This is a genomic window from Luteimonas aquatica (assembly GCF_022662575.1).
Lineage (GTDB): Bacteria > Pseudomonadota > Gammaproteobacteria > Xanthomonadales > Xanthomonadaceae > Luteimonas > Luteimonas aquatica.
On sequence record NZ_JALBFU010000002.1, the window covers coordinates 1 to 17,925 of the forward strand.

General features: G+C 69.2%; 15 protein-coding genes. 12 read left to right on the forward strand and 3 right to left on the reverse strand.

Translation table 11 applies throughout. The features are described 5' to 3' along the window. The coding region (locus tag MD221_RS06140) for a YadA family autotransporter adhesin (RefSeq protein ID WP_242108616.1) at positions 1–1,882 on the forward strand (1,882 nt) is incomplete at its 5' end. A gap of 112 nt (positions 1,883–1,994) precedes the next feature. After that, positions 1,995–2,828: an OmpA family protein gene (locus tag MD221_RS06145; RefSeq protein ID WP_242108617.1), complete on the forward strand. Its 834-nt coding sequence runs from the start codon at positions 1,995–1,997 to the stop codon at positions 2,826–2,828. A 36-nt stretch (positions 2,829–2,864) separates the two neighbouring features. Here MD221_RS06145 and MD221_RS06150 read toward each other — a convergent pair whose 3' ends face one another. Together MD221_RS06150 and MD221_RS06155 are read right to left on the reverse strand one after the other, a co-directional pair. After that, positions 2,865–3,320 carry a tRNA (cytidine(34)-2'-O)-methyltransferase gene (locus tag MD221_RS06150; RefSeq protein ID WP_425602220.1) on the reverse strand — a complete coding sequence of 152 codons (456 nt, stop codon included), beginning with the start codon at positions 3,318–3,320 and terminating at the stop codon, positions 2,865–2,867. A gap of 39 nt (positions 3,321–3,359) precedes the next feature. Next, on the reverse strand, positions 3,360–4,298 hold the full coding sequence (locus MD221_RS06155; protein ID WP_242108621.1) for a LysR family transcriptional regulator: 939 nt from the start codon (positions 4,296–4,298) through the stop codon (positions 3,360–3,362). Positions 4,299–4,376: 78 nt separating this feature from the next. Between MD221_RS06155 and gstA the strand changes: the two genes are divergently transcribed. Next, entirely contained in the window at positions 4,377–5,006 is a 630-nt protein-coding gene (gene gstA, locus MD221_RS06160) for a glutathione transferase GstA (protein ID WP_242108623.1), read from the forward strand. Between the two features lie 7 nt (positions 5,007–5,013). Beyond that, a complete protein-coding gene (locus MD221_RS06165; RefSeq protein WP_242108625.1) occupies positions 5,014–5,343 on the forward strand; it encodes a DMT family transporter in 330 nt (109 codons plus the stop codon). 13 nt (positions 5,344–5,356) lie between these two features. On the opposite strand, the gene MD221_RS06170 is transcribed toward MD221_RS06165, so the two are convergent. Then, on the reverse strand, positions 5,357–6,079 hold the full coding sequence (locus MD221_RS06170; protein WP_242108628.1) for an SDR family oxidoreductase: 723 nt from the start codon (positions 6,077–6,079) through the stop codon (positions 5,357–5,359). A gap of 174 nt (positions 6,080–6,253) precedes the next feature. On the opposite strand from MD221_RS06170, the gene MD221_RS06175 reads away from it, so the two are divergent. The 8 genes from MD221_RS06175 to MD221_RS06210 all read left to right on the forward strand — a co-directional run bounded on the left by MD221_RS06175 (position 6,254) and on the right by MD221_RS06210 (position 17,898). Further along, entirely contained in the window at positions 6,254–8,986 is a 2,733-nt protein-coding gene (locus MD221_RS06175; RefSeq protein ID WP_242108629.1) for an autotransporter outer membrane beta-barrel domain-containing protein, read from the forward strand. Positions 8,987–9,139: 153 nt separating this feature from the next. Beyond that, positions 9,140–12,037: a M16 family metallopeptidase gene (locus MD221_RS06180; protein WP_242108631.1), complete on the forward strand. Its 2,898-nt coding sequence runs from the start codon at positions 9,140–9,142 to the stop codon at positions 12,035–12,037. Positions 12,038–12,096: 59 nt separating this feature from the next. Further along, positions 12,097–12,471, forward strand: a complete 375-nt coding sequence (locus MD221_RS06185; protein ID WP_339328416.1) for a DUF4156 domain-containing protein — start codon at positions 12,097–12,099, stop codon at positions 12,469–12,471. Between the two features lie 179 nt (positions 12,472–12,650). Next, positions 12,651–13,673, forward strand: coding sequence for a 3-oxoacyl-ACP synthase III (locus MD221_RS06190; RefSeq protein WP_242108632.1), 1,023 nt, complete (start codon positions 12,651–12,653; stop codon positions 13,671–13,673). Between the two features lie 98 nt (positions 13,674–13,771). Then, positions 13,772–14,683 (forward strand): alpha/beta fold hydrolase, encoded by a 912-nt coding sequence (locus MD221_RS06195; protein WP_242108633.1) that lies wholly within the window; start codon positions 13,772–13,774, stop codon positions 14,681–14,683. A gap of 5 nt (positions 14,684–14,688) precedes the next feature. Next, complete coding sequence (gene oleC, locus MD221_RS06200) at positions 14,689–16,395, forward strand: olefin beta-lactone synthetase (RefSeq protein WP_242108634.1); 1,707 nt, start codon at positions 14,689–14,691, stop codon at positions 16,393–16,395. Then, on the forward strand, positions 16,395–17,390 hold the full coding sequence (gene oleD, locus MD221_RS06205; RefSeq protein WP_242108635.1) for a 2-alkyl-3-oxoalkanoate reductase: 996 nt from the start codon (positions 16,395–16,397) through the stop codon (positions 17,388–17,390). Before oleC ends, oleD begins: the two co-directional genes overlap by 1 nt. A gap of 298 nt (positions 17,391–17,688) precedes the next feature. Further along, entirely contained in the window at positions 17,689–17,898 is a 210-nt protein-coding gene (locus MD221_RS06210) for a hypothetical protein (protein WP_242108636.1), read from the forward strand. Positions 17,899–17,925 lie beyond the last annotated feature (27 nt).

A 17,925-nucleotide genomic window follows, 5' to 3' on the forward strand; every position in this document is an offset into this window, starting at 1 on the left:
GGTCAACGGCTCGCAGCTGCACGCCACCAACACCGCGATCGAGAATCTCTCCACCGAGGTCGCCGCCGGCCAGACGCATTACTACAGCGTCAACGACAACGGCGTGCAGGGCGGCAACTACGCCAACGACGGCGCCACCGGCGCGAACGCGCTGGCCGCCGGCGTGGACGCCTCGGCCAGCGGCCAGTCGAGCGTGGCCATCGGCGACGGCGCCAACGCCAGCCAGGCCAACAGCGTGGCGCTGGGCGCCGACAGCGTGACCGCCGCCGCGGTGGGCACGGCCAGCGGCGTCATCAACCGCACCACCTACAACTACGCCGGCGGCGCGCCGGTGGGCGTGGTCAGCGTGGGCGCGCCAGGCGCGGAGCGGCAGATCCAGAACGTGGCGGCCGGCCAGGTCAGCGCCACCAGCACCGACGCGGTCAACGGTTCGCAGTTGTACGCGACCAACCAGGCCATCGAGAGCCTGGCCAGTTCGATCGAGGTCGGCGGCGTGAAGTACTACAGCGTCAACTCCACCGGCGGCGGCAACGAAGCCAATGACGGCGCCACCGGCGCCGACGCCATCGCCGCCGGCAAGGATGCCAGCGCCGCGGGCGACGAAGCGGTGGCGATGGGCCTGGGCGCGCAGGCGGCCGGGGAAGGCAGCCTGGCCGTCGGCTCGGGCGCGCAGGCGCTCTCGCTCAACAGCCTGGCCATCGGCAGCGGTGCGCAGGCCTCGCATGCCAACAGCATCGCGCTTGGCGCCGGTTCGGCCACCACGGTCGGCGCACAGAGCGGCTACGCCGCCGCGTACGTGGGCAGCAGCGATTCCACGGGCGAGGTGAACGTGGGCGGCCGCACCGTCACCGGCGTGGCGCCGGGCATCGCCGGCACCGATGCGGTCAACGTCGACCAGCTCAAGGCCGGCGTGGACTCGGCCAATTCCTACACCGACACGCAGATCACCACCGTCAACACGCGCATCGACAACCTCGACAACCGCGTCACCACCATCGAAGGTGACATCACCGACATCAAGGGCGATATCACCAACATCCAGGGCGACATCACCAACCTGGACGATCGCGTCACCAACGTCGAAGGCTCGGTCACCGAGATCAGCAATACCGTCAACCAGTTCGACAACCGCATCACCAACGTCGAGAACGGCTCCAGCGGCATGTTCCAGGTCAGCCAGGACCACAACACGCCGCCGCCGCGCCCCACCGGCACCAACTCCGCCGCCGGCGGCGCCGGCGCGGTGGCCTCGGGCAACAATGCGTTGGCCGTGGGTAACGACAGCCAGGCCTCGGGCAACAACAGCACCGCGCTGGGCACCGGCTCGAAGGCCACGGGCGTGGGCAGCACCGCCGTCGGCCAGGGCGCCAACGCCTCGCACGGCAACAGCGTGGCGCTGGGCGCGGGCTCGGCCACCACGGTGGGCGCGCAGAGCAACTACAACGCCGCCTACGTCGGCAGCAGCACGTCGACGGGCGAGGTGAACGTCGGCGGCCGCACCATCTCCGGCGTGGCACCGGGCGTGGCCGGCACCGACGCGGTCAACGTCAACCAGCTCAATGGCGGCGTCAACTACGCCATCAACCAGGCCAACCAGTACACCGACAACCGCATCAACCAGATGCAGAACGACGTGTGGAACATCGACCGCGGCTATCGCGGCGCCACAGCCTCGGCGATGGCGATGGCCGGCCTGCCGCAGGCCTACCTGCCGGGCAAGAGCATGCTGGCGGTGGGTTTCGGCGGCTATCAGAGCGAGTACGGCATGGCCGTGGGCCTGTCGGGCATCACCGAGAACGGCCGCTACGTCTACAAGGCGCAGGCCAGCGGCAACACCGTGCGCGATTGGGGCTTCTCGCTCGGCGCCGGCCTGCAGTGGTAACAGCCACCGTTTCGGGGCGGTGGGCCGTGCGACATGGGTCTCCCCTGGCGCATGCGTGCGGTCCATCGTCCCGTCCTTTCACAGACAGACTCGATAACGGATTGGAATGGACATGAAGGACATTTCCGCAACAACACGATCGGTGGTGCTCGCCCTGGCCGCGGTCGGCGCACTCGCCGCCTGCGGTACGCGGCACGTCAGCCGCGACATCGGCGACGACGGGCGCGCGGGCGAGGTGGTTTTCCCGAAGGCGGAGGACATCGTGCTGAAGGACGGCACGTTCCCGAACCTGGACAACCTGCGCGCCATCGGTCCTGGCGTCACCAAGGACCAGCTGTACGCGCTGCTCGGCCGGCCGCATTTCCGCGAAGGCTATGCCGGCGTGCGCGAGTGGGACTATCTCTTCCACTTCCGCCAGGACGGCGGTGGCGTGACCACCTGCCAGTACAAGGTGATCTTCGACAAGGGCTACCGCGGGCAGAGCTTCCACTGGGCACCCGAATCCTGCGCGGAGCTGCTCAAGCCGCCGGCGCCGCCGGTGGCCGCGGGGTCCGCGCCCGTCGCCACGCCCCCGGCGGCGCCCCTGTCCCTGTCGGCCGACGCGATGTTCGCCTTCGGAAAATCCGAGGTCGCCGACCTGCTGCCGCAGGGGCGGGCGGAGCTGTCGGCGCTCGCGCAGCGGCTGAAGTCGGCGTCCCCGGCGCGGGTGCGCGTGGTCGGCCACACCGATCGCATCGGTGCGGAGGCCGCCAACCAGGCCTTGTCGGAGCGCCGCGCGCAGGCGGTGCGGCAATTCCTGCTCGAGCAGGGCATCGGCGCCGCCGCGATCGAGGCTGAGGGGCGCGGCGAACGCGAGCCGGTGAAGCAGTGCGAGGCGCAGCCGCGCGGTGCGCTGATCGCCTGCCTGGCGCCGAACCGCCGCGTCGAGATCGTGGTCGAAGGCTAGCGCGCGACGTCTGGCGCGGCCGTTCGCGGCCGCGCCTCAGGCGAAATCGAGCTGACGCCAGGCCTCGAACACCACCACCGCCACCGCGTTGGACAGGTTGAGGCTGCGGTTGCCCGGGCGCATCGGCAGGCGCAGGCGCTGGGTGTCGGGGATCGTCTCCAGCACCTCCTGCGGCAGCCCGCGCGTTTCCGGGCCGAACAGGAAGGCGTCGTTCTCGGCGAAGCGCGGCGTGTCGTAGCGCACCGCGTTGCGCGTGCTCAGCGCGAACAGGCGCGGGGGCGCGATCGCCTGCAGCGCCGCTTCCAGCGAATCGTGCACGCGCAGCGCCGCGTACTCGTGGTAGTCCAGCCCGGCGCGGCGCAGCTGCCGGTCCTCCAGCGTGAAGCCGAGCGGTGCGATCAGGTGCAGCCGCGCGCCGGTGTTGGCGCACAGGCGGATGGCGTTGCCGGTGTTGGGCGGAATCTCCGGCTGATAGAGCAGGACGTCGAACATGCGCCGATTATGCGGTGCGCGCGGCGGCATGTGCCCCGCTCACGGCGATGCCTGCGAGCCGGAGAACAGCGCCTGGCGCGCGCGCAGCGCCTGGAACAGGAATTCGCCGAGCGCGCGCACGCGCCGCACCTGGCGCAGATCGGGGTGCGCGATCAGCCATAGCGGCACCGCGGCGTCCTCCAGCACCGCGCCGACGCGGCGCAGTCCGGCTTCGCAGTCGGCCAGGTAGCAGGGCAGCGCGGTCATGCCGATGCCGGCTTTCGCCGCCTGCAGCAGCGCCAGCAGCGAATCGCCGCGATGCACGACGCGCTCGGGCCCGACGTGCGCGGCGATCCAGCGCGCGCTGCCCAGGTGCGAAAGCGATTCGTCCGGCGCGATCCACGCGTGCGCGGCGAAGGCGTCCGCATCGATGCCGCGCGCTGCCTGCCGGGCGAGATAGTCCGGCGCCGCGTAGCGCGCGATCGCCACCGTGGCCGCGCGCCGCGCCACCAGATGGTCGGGCACGGTGGCGGTGGGCCGGATCGCCAGGTCGGCGTCGCGCCGGTTGAGGTCGAAGATGGCATTGCCCACCGCCACCTCGATGACGATGCCGGGCTCCTGCGCGCGGAACTCGGCGAACAGCGGTGCGACCACATGCAGCAGGGTGTCGGTGGTGGTCACGCGCACCCGGCCGGACAGGCGCAGGTCCTGTCCCAGCAACTGGCGGTCGAGCGCGTCGAGTTCCTCGCCGATGCGCGCGGCGGCGGCCAGGGCGATCTCGCCGGCGGGCGTGGGCGTGTAGCCGTCGCGGGCGCGGTCGAACAAGCGCACCCCCATGCGCCCCTCCGCCGCGGCCAGGCGGCGGAAGGCCGAGGAGTGGTCCACGCCCAGGCGCTTGGCCGCCCCGCCCAGGCTGCCGCGTTCGCCGATGGCCAGCAGCAGGCGCAGGTCGTCCAGGCCGAGGCCGGCGACGGGCGATGTTGTTTGCTTTTTACGCAAGTAATTCGTTCTTTTATGCCGTATTTGCTTGCGGAAGATACAACAACATCCTGTCGGCTCTCCAACAGGAATCCCGCCATGAAGCTCTACTACGCCACCAATACCTGCTCGCTTTCTCCGCACATCATCGCCAATGAAGCCGGCATCGTCCTCGAACTTGAGCGCATCGATCTCGCCGCGACGCCTCGCCTGACCGCCGGCGGCCAGCCGTTCGCCGAGATCAACCCCAAGGGCTACGTGCCGGCCCTGCGCCTGGATGACGGCAGCCTGCTCACCGAGGGCGTGGCCCTGGCCCTGTACCTGGCCGACCAGGCGCCCGACAGCGGCCTGGTGCCGGCCGAGGGCACGCCCGAACGCTACCGCCTGCTCGAATGGCTCACCTTCATCAGCAGCGAGCTGCACAAGGCCTACAGCCCCTGGCTGTTCCATCCCGAGCTTGGCGAGACCGCGCAGCAGGCCGCGCGCGCGAAGATCGCCGTCTGGCTGGGACTGATCGAGCGGCATCTGCATGCGCACGACTATCTGCTCGGCGCGCGTTTCAGCGCCGCCGACGCCTACGCCTTCACCGTGATCGGCTGGTCGAAGTTCACCCGCGTCGACCTGGCGCCGTTCCCGCGCGTGGCCGATTACCTGCGCCGCATCGCCGCCCGCCCGCATGTGCGCGCCGCCATGCGCGCGCAGGGCATGGCGGTCGCGGCGGCGGCCTGAGGGCGCCATGAGCACCGCCGCCGCCTGGGGCATGCTGCTGCTCGCCGGCCTGCTCGACGTGCTGTGGGCGCTGGCGATGAAGTCCGCGCAGGGCTACACGCGCCCGGGCTGGACGCTGCTGTCGCTGCTGCTGCTCGCCGGCTTCGTCTGGCTGCTGGGCAGGAGCCTGAGCGTGCTGCCGGTGGGTACCGCCTACGCGGTGTGGACCGGGATCGGCGCGGTCGGCACGCTGCTCGCCGGCGCGCTGCTGTTCGGCGAATCGCTCAACGCCTGGCGCTTGGGCGGCATCGCCCTGGTGCTGGCGGGAATCGTGCTGCTGAAGCTGGCGCCGGCCTGAGGCGCGGGCCGCCTCACCAGGGCAGGGCGCGTCCCTGCCAGTCGAGGAAACGGCCGCTGCTTTCGGGCGTGGCCGCCTCGATCGCGCGCAGCAGTCCGGCCACCGCCTCGGCCGCCGGCACCGTGGCCTCGGACCCGCCCATGTCGGTCTGCGCCCAGCCCGGATGCAGCGCCAGCACGCAGATCCCGCGCGGCGCCAGTGCCTGCGCCAGCAGCGCGGTGGCCATGTTCTGCGCCGCCTTGCTGATGTTGTAGCTGGGCGTGCCGAAGCGCGAGACGCCGGCGATGGAGCCCAGCTGCGAGCTGAGGTTGGCGACCTTGGCGCCATCGGCGAGCGCATCGGCCAGCGCCTGGGTCAGCAGCAGCGGCCCCATCGCGTTGGTGCGGAAGCTGTCCTCGACGATGCTCGCGCTCAGCCGGCCGAAGCGCTCGCCCGAATGCAGCACGCCGGCGTTGTTGATCAGCAGGCCGAGCCGGGCCGGTGCGCCGTCCTCGCCCTCGCCCAGCACCAGCGGCAGCTCGCGCGCCAGTTCCACGTGCGACTTGGGGTCGGCCACGTCCAGCGGCAGCACGTGCAGGCGGCCGGGGTGGTCGCCGGCCAGCTTGTTGAGCGCGGTGGCCTTGCCGGGCTTGCGGCAGGCGGCGATCACATGGTCGCCGCGCGCCAGCAGCTGGCGGACGAACTCCAGGCCGAGACCGCGGTTGGCGCCGGTGACGAGGGTGTGGGGCTTGTCCATGGGGTGAGTGTGCGCGCATCGGCGTACAGGCGCCATGACTGCCGAGCATGCCGGAGCCGTAGCCGTTCAGCGGTTGAAGGCCGTCGAAAAAGTGTGCGGTAACATGCCTGCCAGCAGTCGGCACTTGCCGATCAGGATTAAGATTTTAGATTCAAACATGCCAGGAAGGATGCGATGTCACATATCAGGAAGTCGAAAAAATTTCGCTATAACTCACTCACGCTTGCCATCGCCATCGGATGGAGTTCGGGATGCCATATAGCCTTTGCGCAGTATGAAATTGGGGAAACCATCATCGACCTTGGCGAGCACGTGGTCTTGCCGAACGATGAGCAAAGACGTATCGGGCACGAATGGGTGAGAGTAGGCGTGGATGGATACGGTGCGCTGACGGCGACAGGAGTAGGCGGCGTCAATAGTTTGCAGGCCATACTTGGCCAGGAAGCAGGTTCCGAAGGCGTCGTTGAACTCTCGGATGGCGCGCGTTGGGATGCGACGATACCGCTTTGGCTCTTCGGTAGAGCAAGAGAAACAACAACGAACCAGATTTCCCTGGTCGATGCCAAGTCCTGGGAACGGCCATTCACGTCTGCTGGCGAGCTTGTTGTTGGCTACAGGGGGAAAGGCTCGTTTAGCCTGCGCGATCGTGGAGAATTATGGGCGAATATCCTGACCCTGGGGCGGGATTCGGGATCTGAGGGCACATTGTTGGTGACTGGTGCAGGTACGTCGGCGAAAATCATGGAGGATACGGATTTTTATCGCGGACAACTTGCTATCGGCATCAGAGGGCGGGGCGTAGTTGCGGTGACGGATGGTGGCTATATTGAAGTGGTAGGGCAGATTTTCGTTGCGTTTGGGGAGGGCGGTGAAGGGCTGTTGCAGGTCACGGATGCTGGATCAAAAGTGGTTGCGATCGACGGAATCAATGTTGGCCGGGCCGGCGACGGTTCGATGCTGATCGAGAAAGGTGGGGTCGTCGAGACTCATCAAACGGACTATGTCGGTTTCAAGAATGGCGCCCATGGCGATGTGACGATTACTGGGCAGGATTCGGTCTGGGACTCTTCTTATCTTTATCTCGGATATGAAGGTACTGGGGTGTTGACGCTTGCCGATAACGGCACGCTCAAGACCTGGGGTGTTGTGATAGGTCACGCGCCTGGGGCGTCGGGGACTCTCAATATCGGTGCCGCGGCCGATGAGGCGGCAGCGGTGGCCGGGCAATTGTTGGAGGTTGATTTTATCGAGATTGGCAGGGGTTCAATCTCCGCAACACTCAATTTCAATCACACATCAGACAATTATGTGCTCGCTGCCAAGTTGAGAGGCAAAGGCACGATCAACCAGCTCGCCGGCACCACGCACCTGACCGGCGACGGCTCGGCGTTCTTCGGCACCACCAATATCAATGGCGGCGAGTTGCGCGTGGACGGCAGCCTCGGCGGCACGTTGTTCGTGCGCAGCGGTGGCCGCCTGTCGGGCATCGGCACCGTGGGCTCGACCACGGTGGGATCCGGCGCGACCATCGCGCCGGGCAATTCGATCGGCACGCTCAACGTGAATGGCGATATCCGCTTCGAGACGGGTTCGATCTACGAGGTGGAGGCCAATCCGCAAGGGCCGGACAGCGATCTGATCAAGGCCACCGGCACCGCGACGCTGGCGGGCGGTTCCGTGCTGCACGTCGGACCGGACGGCAACTTCAAGCCCGGCGTGATCTACACCATCCTGAGCGCCGACGGTGGCGTGAGCGGACGCTTCGACAACGTGTCCTCGAACTTCGCCTTCCTCGATCCGCGCTTGAACTACGACGCCAAGCACGTCTATCTCGGGCTGATCCGCAACAAGATCGAGTTCGCGGACTACGCGCGGACACGCAACCAGTGGACCGTGGCCAACGGCATCTCCAGCGCCGCCGCCGGCCACGCGGTGTACGACGCGGTGGCGCTGCTGCCCGAGAATGGCGAGCTGGTGCGCGCGGTCTACGACAACCTGTCCGGCGAGATCCACGCCAGCGCCAAGGCGGCGCTGCTGGACGACAGCCGTTTCGTGCGCGAGGCGGCGCTGAGCCGCGCGATGGCCGAAGGCGAGGGCGAGGCGTGGGTGTCGGCCCACGGATCGCGCGGTCGGCTGGACGGCGACAGGAACGCATCGCGCATGGATCGCCGGGCGCACGGGCTGCTGATCGGCGCCGACCGCGCGCTGCCGGATAGCTGGCGCGTCGGTCTGGTCGCCGGCTACGGCCGCAACGAACTGGACGTCGATGATCGCGGCTCCTCGGCCACCGTGGACGGCTACACGCTCGGTGCCTATGCCGGGATGCGGGTCGACGGGCTGGGCGTACGCTTCGGCGCGGCCTACGGCTGGAACGAGGTCGACAGCACGCGACGCATCGATATTCCCGGGCTATCGGAGACGGCCAAGGCCAAGTACGACATCAACACCATGCAGGCCTTCGCCGAGGTGGGCTATCGCATCGAGCGCGGCAGCGCGAGCATCGAGCCGTTCCTGGGACTGGCCTACGTGAAGGTGGAGAACGATCCGTATCGCGAGAACGGGCAGGCCGGCTTACACGGCGAGCGCGAACGGCAGGACACCGCGCTCGCCACGCTCGGCATGCGCGCGGACAAGACCTTCGCCCTGGGTTCGGCGACGGGCCGGCTGCACGGCGCGCTTGGCTGGCGCCATGCCGCCGAGGAAATCGCCACGGCGCGCCATGCCTTCTCCGCCGGCGAGGCCTTCACCGTCGCCGGAGCGCCGCTGGCGCGCAATGCCGCGGTGGTGGAACTTGGACTGGGCATCCAGGCCTCCGAGCGGGTGACGCTCGGGTTGGACTACTCGGGACAGCTCGCCTCGGACGCGCGCGACCACGGGCTGGAGGCCAGGCTGGAAATGCGGTTTTAGTGAAACGTCGGAAAGGGGAAAATCCCCCCTCTCCGAATCCAGCCCGAGGCATGAAAACGGATTCATTTGATCGGGGAGGACTTGTGGCCTAGGTCACGGTCCCGGGCAGCGGCTAGGATGCGGGGTCTTCCGACCATCGCACAGGAGTGCCGAATGTCCTTCGCCCGCCGCCACCATCCGCTCGGCGCCCCGCGCCGTCCCCGCGCCGCCCTGCTCGCGCTCGCCCTGGGCGCCGCCCTCGGCGGCCTGGCGCCGACCTCGGTGGTCGCCGCGCCGGCGACGGCCAAGGTCGACATCGCCTACGAGGAGTTCACCCTGCCCAACGGGCTGCGGGTGATCGTGCACACCGACCGCAAGGCGCCGATCGTGGCGGTGAACATCTGGTACCACGTCGGCAGCAAGGACGAGCCGGCCGGACGCAGCGGCTTCGCGCACCTGTTCGAGCACCTGATGTTCAACGGCTCGGAGAACCACCGCGGCGAGTTCTTCGAGCCCTTCGAGCTGGTCGGCGCCACCGACATGAACGGCACCACCAACAGCGACCGCACTAACTACTTCGAGAACGTACCCACCACCGCGCTGGACATGGCGCTGTGGATGGAGTCCGACCGCATGGGGCACCTGCTCGGCGCGATCGACCAGAAGACCCTGGACGAGCAGCGCGGCGTGGTGCAGAACGAGAAGCGCCAGGGCGAGAACCAGCCCTACGGCCAGGTGTGGGAAAAGCTTTCGCAGGCGATGTATCCCAAGGGCCATCCCTACCACCACACCACGATCGGCTCGATGAGCGATCTCAACGCCGCCTCGCTGGAGGACGTGAAGAACTGGTTCCGCACCTGGTACGGCCCCAACAACGCCGTGCTGGTGCTGGCCGGCGACATCGACGTGAAGACCGCCAAGGAGAAGGTGGCCAGGTACTTCGGCGACATCCCGGCCTCGCCGAGCATGGCGCAGCCGAAGGTGGACGTGGCCCGGCGCAGCGAGAACACCCGCGAGGTGATGCAGGACAAGGTGCCGCAGACGCGCGTGTACCGCGTGTGGAACGTGGCCGAGGTCGGCACCGTCGACAACGACCGCCTGCAGCTGTTCTCGCAGATCCTGGGCGGCAGCCAGTCCTCGCGCCTGGACAAGCGCCTGCTGCACGAGGAGAAGCTGGTCGACAGCGTCGGCACCGACATGGAGACGCAGCAGCTGGGCTCCAACTTCATCATCACCGCCAACGTCAAGCAGGGCGTGGACCCGGCCAAGGTGGAGGCGATCATCGACGAGGAGCTGAAGAAGCTCGTCGCCGAGGGCCCGAGCGCGGCCGAGCTGGCGCAGGCCAAGACCATGTTCCGCGCCGGCTTCGTGCGCGGCATCGAGCGCATCGGCGGCTTCGGCGGCAAGGCCGACGCGCTGGCCTCGTGCGCGGTGTACGAGACCGATCCCGGCTGCTTCCGCAAGTCGCTGGCCAACGTCGCCGACAGCAGCGCCGAGCAACTCAAGGCCGTGGGCGGCCAGTGGCTCGGCGCGGGCAGCCACACCCTGGTGGTGCAGCCCGGCGCGCGCACCGCGCTGGCCGAGGAGCCGAGCCAGACCCCGACGCCGCTGACGCTGCCGGCGGCCGATCCGAAGTACACGACCACCGCCAGCGACGTCGATCGCAGCAAGGGCGTGCAGGTGCCCTCGCAGTTCCCGGAGCTGAAGTTCCCGCAGCTGCAGCGCGCCACGCTCAAGAACGGCACCAAGCTGATCCTGGCCGAGCGCCGCGGCCTGCCGGTGGTGCAGATGAGCTACGAGTTCAAGGGCGGCTCGGCCAGCGACATCGAGCTGGGCCGTCAGCCCGGCCAAGGGGCCACGCTGGGCGCGGCCAGCTTCGCCATGGGCATGCTCGACGAGGGCGCCGGCGACCTGGGCGCGCTCGACTTCGCCAACCGCGCCGAATCGCTGGGCGCGCGCCTGGGCGCGGGCGCGGCGATCGACGGCAGCAACGCCTCGCTCTCGGCGCTGAAGGAAAATCTGGACGCCTCGGTCGGGCTGTTCGCCACCATGCTGCGCCAGCCGCGCTTCGACCAGAAGGAGATCGACCGCGTCAAGGCGACCTGGATCGCCGGCATCCAGCAGGAGAAGGCGCGCCCGAACGGCGCCGCGCAGCGCGTGCTGCCGCCGCTGCTGTACGGCGCCGGCCATCCCTACGCCATCCCCTTCAGCGGCACCGGCACCGAGGCCTCGATCCAGGCGCTGAGCCGCGACAACCTGGTCGCCTACCAGCGCACCTGGCTGCGGCCGGAGGACGCCACGCTGATCGTGGTCGGCGACACCACGCTCAAGGAGATCGTGCCGCTGCTGGACAAGCACTTCGGCGACTGGAAGGGCGAGGGCGAGGCCACGGCCGCCACGGCCATTCCCGAGGTCGCGCGTCCGGCCAAGCCGCGCGTGTTCCTGATCGACCAGCCGGGCGCGGTGCAGGCCACGATCCTGGCCGGCGAGCTGGTGCCCTCGACCAAGGACGCGGGCGCGGTGAAGCTCGACATCGCCAACTCGGTGCTCGGCGGCGAGTTCTCCTCGCGCCTGAACATGAACCTGCGCGAGGACAAGCACTGGGCCTACGGCGCCTACAGCTTCAGCTCGGGCGCGATCGGGCAGCGGCCGTGGATCGCCTTCGCGCCGGTGCAGATCGACAAGACCGCCGACTCGCTGAAGGAGCTGCAGCGCGAGATCGGCGACTACGTCACCGGCAAGAAGCCGCCGACCGCCGCCGAGGTGTCGAAGATCCAGGCCACCGAGATCCGCGGCCTGCCGGGCGCCTACGAGACCTCGGCCGCGGTGATGGGCACCATCGGCGGCATCGTCCGCTACGGCCGTCCCGACGACTACGTGTTCCAGCGCAAGGCCGAGATCGAGGGCCTGACCCCGGCGCAGGTGGCCGAGGCGGCCAAGACCATCGACGCCAACGCCCTGACCTGGGTGGTGGTCGGCGACCTGAAGCAGATCGAGCAGCCGATCCGCGCGCTGAACGTCGGCGAGGTCCAGGTGGTCGACGCCGACGGCAAGGCCGCAGGCGGCAACTGAGCCCCGGCGGCGCCAGCCGGCCGCGGACGATCCGGCCGCCGCGTTGTACGCACGAGACGATGCCCGCCACAATGGCGGGCATCGTCGTTTTCCGGCAGGAGGTGGTCGTGATCGTTTCCCGAAGCTGCAAGGGCGCCCTGATCGGCGCGCTGGTCCTGGCCACCGGCGCCTGCACCTGGGTGCACATGGCGCCCGGCGCCTCCGCGGTGAAGGTGCTCACCGCCGCCCCGTCCGGCTGCGAGAAGCGCGGCGACATCACCGTCTCGGTCACCAGCAAGGTCGCGCTCTACGACCGCAACGCCCTGCGCGTGCGCGAGGAGCTGGAAACGCTGGCGCGCAACGAGGCCGCCGGCATCGACGCCGACACGGTCAACCCGATCGACCAGCCGGCCAACGGCAACCAGACCTTCGCGGCGTGGAAGTGCAAGCGCTGAGGCCTTGAGGGGCAGGGCGCCCGGCGCCGGCAACCGGACCGGGGCGGCGGGCGTTCCGGCCGGAGGGGCCGGCCGGGGCCAGGATTCAGAATTCCGCGACCGGCACACTGTACGCATGCGCACGGTCCCCGAAACCAGTACCCTATGTGCCCTTTTGCCAGCCTGATGGCGGCCAGCCCATGCTCTTCCAACACGTCGCCATCGCCGGTCTGGCGCATATCGATGCCCCCCGGCGGCTCTCCAGCCAGGAGATCAATATCCGCCTGAAGCCGACCCTGGACCGGCTGAAGATCAAGGCGGACATGCTGGAGACCATCGCCGGCGTCAGCGCGCGCCGCCTCTGGGACGGCGACGTCAAGCCCTCCGACGCCGCCACCCTGGCCGGCGTGAAGGCCCTGGCCGACGCCGCCATCGAGCCGGACCGCATCGGCCTGCTGGTCAACACCTCGGTCAGCCGCGACTTCCTGGAGCCGTCCACCGCCAGCATCGTCGCCGGCAACCTGCGCCTGGGCGAGAACTGCCAGAACTTCGACGTCGCCAACGCCTGCCTGGCCTTCCTCAACGGCATGGACATCGCCAGCCGCATGATCGAGCGCGGCGAGATCGACTACGCCCTGGTGGTCGACGGCGAAACCGCCGACCTCGCCTACGAGAAGACCCTCGACCGCCTGACCCGCGCCGACGTCACCGCCGAGCAGATGCGCGACGAGATCGCCACGCTCACCCTCGGCTCCGGCGCCGCCGCCATGGTGCTGGCGCGCGCCGAGCTGGCGCCCGGCGCGCCGCGCTACCGCGGCGGCGTGACCCGCTCGGCCACTGAGTGGAACCATCTGTGCCAGGGCGACCTGCACCACGACCGCATGGTCGCCGACGGCCGCATGCTGATGATCGAAGGCCTCAAGCTCGGCCACAAGACCTTTGCCGCCGCCAAGCAGGCGCTGGGCTGGGTGGTGGACGAGCTCGACGAATTCGTCATCCACCAGGTCAGCAAGGCGCACACCAAGGCCTTCCTCAAGGCCTTCCGCATCGATCCGAAGAAGGTGATGACCATCTTCGGCGAGCACGGCAACATCGGCCCGGCCTCGGTGCCGATCGTGCTGAGCAAGCTGCGCGAGATGGGACGGCTGAAGAAGGGCGACCGCGTGGCCCTGCTCGGCATCGGCTCGGGCCTGAACTGCTCGATGGCGGAAGTGGTGTGGTGAACGGCGCCGCGCGCCGCCCGTCCATCGCCGCCGCTTCTCTGTCCTAACCCCGCTTCGCGCGCCGCAGCGGGTCTCCGTTCGGCCGGATGTCGATCGCCATGCATTTCCCCGACTACCCCTTCGCCCCGCAGCGCTTCGAGGTGCGTCCCGGCATCGCGATGTCGTACCTGGACGAGGGCCCGCGCGAGGGCGAGGTGGTGGTGATGCTGCACGGCAATCCGTCGTGGAGCTACTACTGGCGGCACCTGGTGCTGGGCCTGCGCGAACCGGCGCCTGGCAAGGCCTATCGCTGCATCGTGCCCGACCACGTCGGCATGGGACTGTCCGACAAGCCGGACGACGCGCGCTATCGCTATACCTTGCAATCGCGCGTCGACGACCTCGGCGCGCTGCTCGACCACCTCGGCATCGACGGCCCGCTGACGCTGGCCGTGCACGACTGGGGCGGCATGATCGGCTTCGGCTGGGCGCTCTCGCACGCCGCGCAGGTGCGGCGGCTGATCCTCACCAACACCGCCGCCTTTCCGCTGCCGGCGGAGAAGTCGATGCCCTGGCAGTTGACCTTCGGGCGCGATCTCGCGCTCGGCGGCGCGCTGATCCGCGCCTTCAACCTGTTCGCCGCCGGCGCCTCGCGGATCGGCGTGGCGCGGCGGATGCCGGCGGACGTGCGCCGCGCCTACGTCGCGCCCTACGACAGCTGGGCCCACCGCATCGCCACGCTGCGCTTCATGCAGGACATCCCGCTGCGCGCCGGCGATCCGGCCTGGGCGCTGGTGGAGGCTGCGGGGCGGCGCCTGCCGGAATTCGCCGACCGGCCGGCCTTCATCGGCTGGGGACTGCAGGATTTCGTCTTCGACCACCATTGCCTGGACACCTTCCGCCGCGCCCTGCCCAACGCGCGCGTGCAGGCCTACGCCGACGCCGCGCACTACGTGCTGGAGGACAAGCACGAGGCGCTGGTGCCGATGATGCGCGCCTTCCTTGACGCGCATCCGTTGACGGGCGAGTGAGCGGCATGACCGCCGTTCCCTGCAACATCGCCGCCGATCTGCCGACGCTGGCCGCCGAGCATCCCGACCGGATCGCGATGCGCTGCCCGGGCCGCGGCGGCTACGAGGTGACGCTGAGCTACGGCGAACTCGACGCGCGCAGCGACGCCATCGCCGCCGGACTCGACCGGCAGGGCATCCGCCGCGGCGTGCGCGCGGTGGTGATGGTGCGGCCGACGCCGGAATTCTTCCTGCTGATGTTCGCGCTGTTCAAGGCCGGCGCGGTCCCGGTGCTGATCGATCCGGGTATCGACAAGCGTGCCTTGAAGCAATGCCTGCGCGAGGCGCAGCCGCAGGCCTTCATCGGCATCCCGCTCGCCCACCTCGGCCGCGTGCTGCTGGGCTGGGCGCGCTCGGCGCGCATCCGCATCACCACCGGGCGCTGGGCCTGGCTGGCCGACACCACGCTGGCGCGGGTGGAGCGGCAGGGTGAGAGGCTGCTTGCCAATACCCGGGCATCGCAGCTGGCCGCCACCGAGCCCGACGAGGTGGCGGCGATCGTCTTCACCAGCGGATCGACCGGCGTGCCCAAGGGCGTGGTCTACCGCCACCGCCACTTCGTCGCGCAGATCGAGATGATGCGCCGCGCCTTCGACATGCAGCCGGGCGGCGTCGACCTGCCCACGTTTCCGCCCTTCGCGCTGTTCGATCCCGCGCTCGGGCTGACCTCGATCATTCCCGACATGGACCCCACGCGCCCGGCCTCGGCCGATCCGCGCAAGCTGCTGGCGGCGATCGAGCGCTTCGGCGTGACCCAGCTGTTCGGTTCGCCGGCGCTGATGCGGGTGCTCGCCGACCACGGCGCGCCGTTGAAGACGGTCAGGCGCATCACCTCGGCCGGCGCGCCGGTCCCGGCCGAGGTGGTGGAGAAGATGCGCGCGCTGATGCCCGGCGACGGCCAGTTCTGGACGCCCTACGGCGCCACCGAATGCCTGCCGGTGGCGACCATCGAGGGACGCGAGCTGATCGGCCTGCGCGCGCGCACCGAGGCCGGCGCCGGCACCTGCGTCGGCCGGCCGGTGCCGCCGAACGAGGTGCGGGTGATCCGCGTCACCGACGAGGCCATCGCGCAATGGACCGGCGATCTCGTCGTGCAGGGCGGCCTGGTCGGCGAGATCACCGTGGCCGGACCGAGCGCCACCGACACCTATTTCAGCCGCGAGGCGCAGACGCGCCTGGCCAAGATCCGCGAGACCCTGCCCGACGGCGGCGAGCGCATCGTCCACCGCATGGGCGACCTCGGCTATTTCGACCGCGACGGTCGCCTGTGGTTCTGCGGCCGCAAGACCCAGCGCGTGGTCACCGCGACCGCGACGCTGTGCACCGAGCAGATCGAGCCGGTGTTCAACACCCATCCGCAGGTGCGGCGCACCGCGCTGGTGGGCATCGGCGGCTTCGGCGCGCAGGTGCCGGCGCTGTGCGTCGAGTTGCGCGAGGGCGTGGATGCCCGCGAATGGCCGCGCATCGCCGCGCAGCTGCGCCACCTGGGCGAGGGCCACGTGCACACGGCGAAGGTCGAGCGTTTCCTGCGCTATCCCCGGGCCTTCCCGGTCGACATCCGCCACAACGCCAAGATCGGCCGCGAGAAGCTCGCGGCGTGGGCGGCGAAACAGCCGCTCGCCGAGGCCGTCGAGCCGGATGCGGACGAGCGCTGGAACAAGGGGGGAAGGTGATGCGCGTGCTGGTGACCGGCGGCGGCGGTTTCCTCGGCCAGGCCTTGTGCCGCGGCCTGGTCGCGCGCGGGCACGAGGTCACCAGCTTCAACCGCGGCCACTATCCCGCGCTCGAGGCCCTGGGCGTGCGCCAGTTGCGCGGCGACCTGGCCGACCGCGACGCGGTCGTCGCGGCCGCGGCGGGGATCGAGGCGATCTTCCACAACGCCGCCAAGGCCGGCGCCTGGGGCAGCTACGAGCGCTATCACCAGGCCAACGTGGTCGGCACGCAGAACGTGCTGGCCGCCTGCCGCGCGCAGGGCGTGGGCAGGCTGATCCACACCTCCACCCCCAGCGTGACCCATCGCGCCACGCATCCGGTGGAGGGGGGCACCGGCGACACCGTGCCCTACGGCGATGATCTGAAGGCGCCGTACGCGCACACCAAGAAGCTCGCCGAGCAGGCCGTGCTCGCCGCCAACGACGCCGCGCTGGCCACCGTCGCGCTGCGCCCGCGCCTGATCTGGGGGCCGGGCGACAACCAGCTGCTGCCGCGCCTGGTGGAGCGCGCGCGCAGCGGCCGCCTGCGCCTGGTCGGCAACGGCGAGAACCGGATCGACACCACTTACATCGACAACGCCGCGCAGGCGCACTTCGACGCCTTCGCGCATCTGGCGCCGGGCGCGGCCTGCGCGGGACGGGCGTACTTCATCAGCAACGGCGAGCCGAAGACGCTGCGCGAGACGCTCAACAGCCTGCTGCGCGCGGCGGGGGCGCCGGAGATCGAGGAGACGCTGCCTTTCGGCGTCGCCTACGCCGCCGGCGCGGTCTGCGAGGCGCTGTGGACCCTGCTGCCCCTGCGCGGCGATCCGCCGATGACGCGGTTCCTGGCCGAGCAGCTCAGTACCGCGCACTGGTACGACATGGCGCCGGCCACGCGCGATTTCGGCTACGTGCCGCAGGTGAGTTTCGCGGAAGGGTTGGAGCGGTTGGCGGCTGCAAGCCGGTCGGCCTGAGGTTCCTGGCTGGTGTTTGCTTTGTAAGAGCAAAGCGTTTCGTCCGCTGTCGCGGCCGAGTTCATTTCTTTTGCTGGCCCAAAAGAAACGAACCAAAGAAAACGGCCTTCCCCGACGAAGCACTCCCAAGACTTCATTGCTATCGGGATTTTTCGACTCGCCATCCTGGCTCGATCGAAAAACGGCGCACATCCCTGTGCGCCGCCCTACGGGTCTTCGAGTGCTAATGGCACACAGACATCTTTAGGAGCAAAGCAAGCTGGGGTCCCAGCTTGCGCTGTGATTGGGAGTGAGGGCGGTGACAAGGCTGTTGCTTGCCTCTGAAAAATCTTTGCGCGCCCTTGCTCAATCCAGACCCGAAGGGCAGCGGGCAGGGATGCCCGCTGTTTTCCGATCGAGCCAGGAGGGCGAGTCGGAAAATCCCCTCAACCTCTCCGTTTTGGGGCTGACTTGTCGGGAAGGCGTTTTTCTTTGGTTCGTTTCTTTTGACGCCTTTCAAAAGAAATGAACTCGGCCGCGCCAGCGGACGAAAGCT

Bases quoted from the DNA above. Each gene is read 5' to 3' on its own strand.
- oleC (WP_242108634.1), top strand. From the start codon at position 14,689: ATGACCGCCGTTCCCTGCAACATCGCCGCCGATCTGCCGACGCTGGCC.
- MD221_RS06150 (WP_425602220.1), bottom strand. From the start codon at position 3,320: ATGTTCGACGTCCTGCTCTATCAGCCGGAGATTCCGCCCAACACCGGC.
- MD221_RS06195 (WP_242108633.1), top strand. From the start codon at position 13,772: ATGCATTTCCCCGACTACCCCTTCGCCCCGCAGCGCTTCGAGGTGCGT.
- MD221_RS06185 (WP_339328416.1), top strand. From the start codon at position 12,097: ATGCCCGCCACAATGGCGGGCATCGTCGTTTTCCGGCAGGAGGTGGTC.
- MD221_RS06170 (WP_242108628.1), bottom strand. From the start codon at position 6,079: ATGGACAAGCCCCACACCCTCGTCACCGGCGCCAACCGCGGTCTCGGC.
- oleD (WP_242108635.1), top strand. From the start codon at position 16,395: ATGCGCGTGCTGGTGACCGGCGGCGGCGGTTTCCTCGGCCAGGCCTTG.
- MD221_RS06175 (WP_242108629.1), top strand. From the start codon at position 6,254: ATGTCACATATCAGGAAGTCGAAAAAATTTCGCTATAACTCACTCACG.
- MD221_RS06145 (WP_242108617.1), top strand. From the start codon at position 1,995: ATGAAGGACATTTCCGCAACAACACGATCGGTGGTGCTCGCCCTGGCC.
- gstA (WP_242108623.1), top strand. From the start codon at position 4,377: ATGAAGCTCTACTACGCCACCAATACCTGCTCGCTTTCTCCGCACATC.
- MD221_RS06190 (WP_242108632.1), top strand. From the start codon at position 12,651: ATGCTCTTCCAACACGTCGCCATCGCCGGTCTGGCGCATATCGATGCC.
- MD221_RS06180 (WP_242108631.1), top strand. From the start codon at position 9,140: ATGTCCTTCGCCCGCCGCCACCATCCGCTCGGCGCCCCGCGCCGTCCC.
- MD221_RS06165 (WP_242108625.1), top strand. From the start codon at position 5,014: ATGAGCACCGCCGCCGCCTGGGGCATGCTGCTGCTCGCCGGCCTGCTC.